Raw genomic sequence first — 581 nt, 5'->3', positions numbered from 1 at the left:
CGGCTGACGCTGAAGCGGGCGCCGGAGAGTCCCGCGGCGGCCGGGCCGTCCAGGATGCCGAGCGACTCGCCGATGTCGGAGTGGTGCCGGGCGCCGGCGCCGCGCGGTGCCGGGCCCCAGCGGCGGATCTCCACCGCTTCCTTCTCCGTGTCGCCGTCCGGGACCGCGTCCAGAGGGACGTTGGGGATGTCGAGCAGCAGCTGGGCGAGGTCGCCTCCCGCCGAACGGGCCGCGGCCTCCGCCCGCTGCACGTCCGCGCGCAGCGCCCGGGCGGCTTCCTTCTCCTCCTCCGAGGGCGGCCCCGAGCGCCCGCGCGCCCGTGCGGTGCGGTTCAGCTCGGTGCGCAGCCGGGTCACCTCGGCCTGGGCGTCGGACCGGCGGCGGAGCGCCTTCTCCAGCACGGCCAGGTCGAGGGCGTAGCGCCGACGGGCCAGTCGCCGTACGGCGGCCGGCCCGTCTTCGAGCAGCTCACTGGGATCGTGCATGACGGACTCCTCAGATCGGGACGGTGGCGGCCGGTGGCTTGCCGGACGCGGTGAGGCGGGGGCGCCCGGCAGGAGGTACCGGGCGGGGTGGCCACC

At 77.3% G+C, this 581-nt stretch carries 1 pseudogene; it reads right to left on the bottom strand.

The features are described 5' to 3' along the window. Window positions 1-485: pseudogene (locus IH13_RS0131165) on the bottom strand (serine--tRNA ligase); the annotation flags it as partial. Window positions 486-581: the final 96 nt, after the last annotated feature.

The organism is Streptomyces sp. NRRL WC-3549 (assembly GCF_000721935.1).
Classification (GTDB): domain Bacteria; phylum Actinomycetota; class Actinomycetes; order Streptomycetales; family Streptomycetaceae; genus Streptomyces.
Note: the sequence above shows the minus strand (reverse complement) of the source record. Positions and strands in the feature narration are given on the sequence as shown.